Source organism: Noviherbaspirillum malthae (assembly GCF_015352985.1).
In the GTDB taxonomy this organism is placed as follows: domain Bacteria; phylum Pseudomonadota; class Gammaproteobacteria; order Burkholderiales; family Burkholderiaceae_D; genus Noviherbaspirillum; species Noviherbaspirillum malthae.
The window spans coordinates 1-2,503 of sequence record NZ_JACYXF010000094.1; the positions used below are offsets into that span (position 1 = coordinate 1).

Genomic DNA, 2,503 nt, shown 5'->3' on the forward strand with positions numbered 1-2,503 from the left:
ATAGATGGCTATCTTTCTGTGGATAAGTCGTCGATCTTTGGCTTGATTTCTCCCTTTTTCAAAGTCTTTCTGTCAGTCGCTTTGCGGGTCGATTCACTATGCTTGAAGCGCCATGATTCATTGCCAGTCTCAACAATATGGCAGTGATGTGTCAGCCGGTCCAGTAAAGCTGTCGTCATCTTTGCGTCTCCGAACACTGCCCCCCATTCTGCGAAGCTCAGATTCGTTGTAATGGCCACGCTGGTTCTTTCATACAGCTTCGATAGCAAGTGGAACAGCAATGCACCGCCTGTCTGGCTAAACGGTAAATAGCCCAGTTCATCGAGTATGACCAGATCCACATACATCAGCCGGTGGGCTAGTTGTCCCTGCTTGCCGGCTGCTTTTTCCAACTCCAGCGTATTGACCAGTTCCACGGTCGAATAGAAGCGTACCCGCTTGTTGTAGCGCTGGATTGCTTCTGTCCCCAAAGCAGTAGCCAGATGCGTCTTGCCGGTGCCAGGGCCACCAATGAACACCAGATTGTGTGCCGCATTCAGAAACGACATGTTGCTCAATTCCCTGATCAATGCTTCGTTGACCCTGGATTCAGCAAAGTTGTAGCCATTGAAGTCTCGGTGTGCGGCAAAGCGGGCTGCCGTCATCTGGTACGCAATCGATCGTACTTCGCGCTCGCAAATTTCTGATTTGAGTAATTGACCCATGAGCCGCTCCGGGTCAAATTCAGTCATCCGGGACTGCGCCATCAGTTCCGGCCAGGCCTGCGCCATGCCGTGCAACTTCAGGGATTTGAGTTGGTTGACGATCTCATGCGACATGGTTGTCCTCCGATGGGTTGCTGCGAAGACGTTCATAGCGGGCCACATTGGCCTGTGGCTCTTCAGTAAGCATCAGCGGCGTATCGACGATGCTTTCCGGCAAGGCTGGCTGTTTCAGACGAGCCAGCACATTAAGCACGTGCTCACCACTGGGTCGCCCTGACTGCAGCGCCTGATTCGCAGCAGCCAGCACCGCTTCCAGGCCATGCAGGGGAATGGCCGAGAGCACCTGCGCCATGACGCGATCGCCACCTTGACGCTTGAGCAGATGCCGCTGCAAGTCTAACAAGGGCTGTGGCATGTGCAGAAACGGAGCACCATTGCGCAGTGCGCCCAGCTTTTGCGCAATGAGTGGAATGTAATGCTGCCAGTCGTAGCAGGTCTGGTAACGCTCGAAGCTGCGCTCGTGGCGGGCAATCTCTTCGTTGTTTGCCACCACCACCAGCGTGTCCGGATAGATATGCAGGCACTGCGCAATGGGCATAAGGAGTGGGAACGCTGTAGCGATTGCGCTGGAAATTGATCAAGCTGGTGGCCGATACCCGTACCGGCTGCTCGACATAACCGTCAAAGGGCTTAGGCATGGGCATCAACTGTAGCTGTTCGTCCTGCAGCACTTCGGCCACTGTCATAGCAGGCCACTGCGGATGGGCCATTTCTTCCCAGGCTTGTTGGCAGCGCTGTGCGAGCCAGTTGTTCAGATCCGCCAGCGTTACCCAATGCTCGTTGGCGGCAGCGGTCCAGATCTGCCGACGCCGGTCCTGTACATTCTTCTCAACAATACCTTTCTCCCAGCCGGATGCCACATTGCAGAACTCGGGCTCGAACAAGTAATGACCACACATGGCCAGGAAGCGGGCATTGATGGCACGCTCCTTACCGCGTCCGACCTTGTCCACAGCAGTCTTCATATTGTCGTAGATACCGCGTCGTGGAATGCCACCAAAGGCAGTAAAGGCACGGGTATGGGCATCGAACAACATCTCGTGGCTTTGCATTGGATAAGCCACCAGCCAGAAAGCACGGGACGAAGCCAGCTTGCAGTGGGCTACCTCCAAGCGCCGTCGCAATCCTGCGATCCAGGCATATTCACAGCTCCAGTCAAACTGGAATGCCTCGCCATGAGCATAGGCAAGTGGGACGAAAGCCTTGCGTTTGGGCGCTTCAGTCATTTCCTGCTGCAGTTTGCGCACCATGGCACAGACTCTGGCATAGCTGCCAGTATAGCCTTCGGCCTTTGATAGCTTCGAACATGACGCGGGCGGTGCGCCGGTCACGTTGGGCACGATGGCTATCGGTTTGCAGCCAGAGCCGGAGTTGCTCGGCATAGGCGTCCACGATACTGGTGGACTGGCGTAGAGGATAGCGCGGCTCCTCCATTTCTGGCAGCCGCAGCCATTTACGAACGGTATTACGGGATAGGTCGGTACGCCTGGCGATTTCCCGAATCGAGAGCTTGTCGCGCAGGTGCATCCGCCGGATCTTGGCTAGCATGCCCACTGTGATCACTCCTGGTCCTCCTGCTCAGAATTTGAGCAGGTGATTCAATCACATGGGTCAAATTTGGATGCAAATTACTGCACCAAAGTGGGGGTGCGGACAAAAACTTGGACTACTTGGAGGTAGTTCATGTACTCATACGAAGACCGCGTTCGAGCAGTAAAACTGTATATAAAGCTCGGAAA

The 2,503-nt window shown here is 54.9% G+C and carries 1 protein-coding gene and 1 pseudogene; both read right to left on the minus strand.

Translation table 11 applies throughout. From position 1 onward, the window contains the following. Positions 1-8 precede the first annotated feature (8 nt). Positions 9-818, minus strand: coding sequence for an IS21-like element helper ATPase IstB (gene istB, locus IGW03_RS34555; RefSeq protein ID WP_194726939.1), 810 nt, complete (start codon positions 816-818; stop codon positions 9-11). After that, a pseudogene (gene istA, locus IGW03_RS34560) lies at positions 808-2,312 on the minus strand (IS21 family transposase). The gene istB and the pseudogene istA overlap by 11 nt, the downstream one beginning before the upstream one ends. Positions 2,313-2,503: the final 191 nt, after the last annotated feature.

Excerpts from the sequence above, each read along its gene's own strand:
- istB (WP_194726939.1), bottom strand. The coding sequence starts at position 818 with ATGTCGCATGAGATCGTCAACCAACTCAAATCCCTGAAGTTGCACGGC.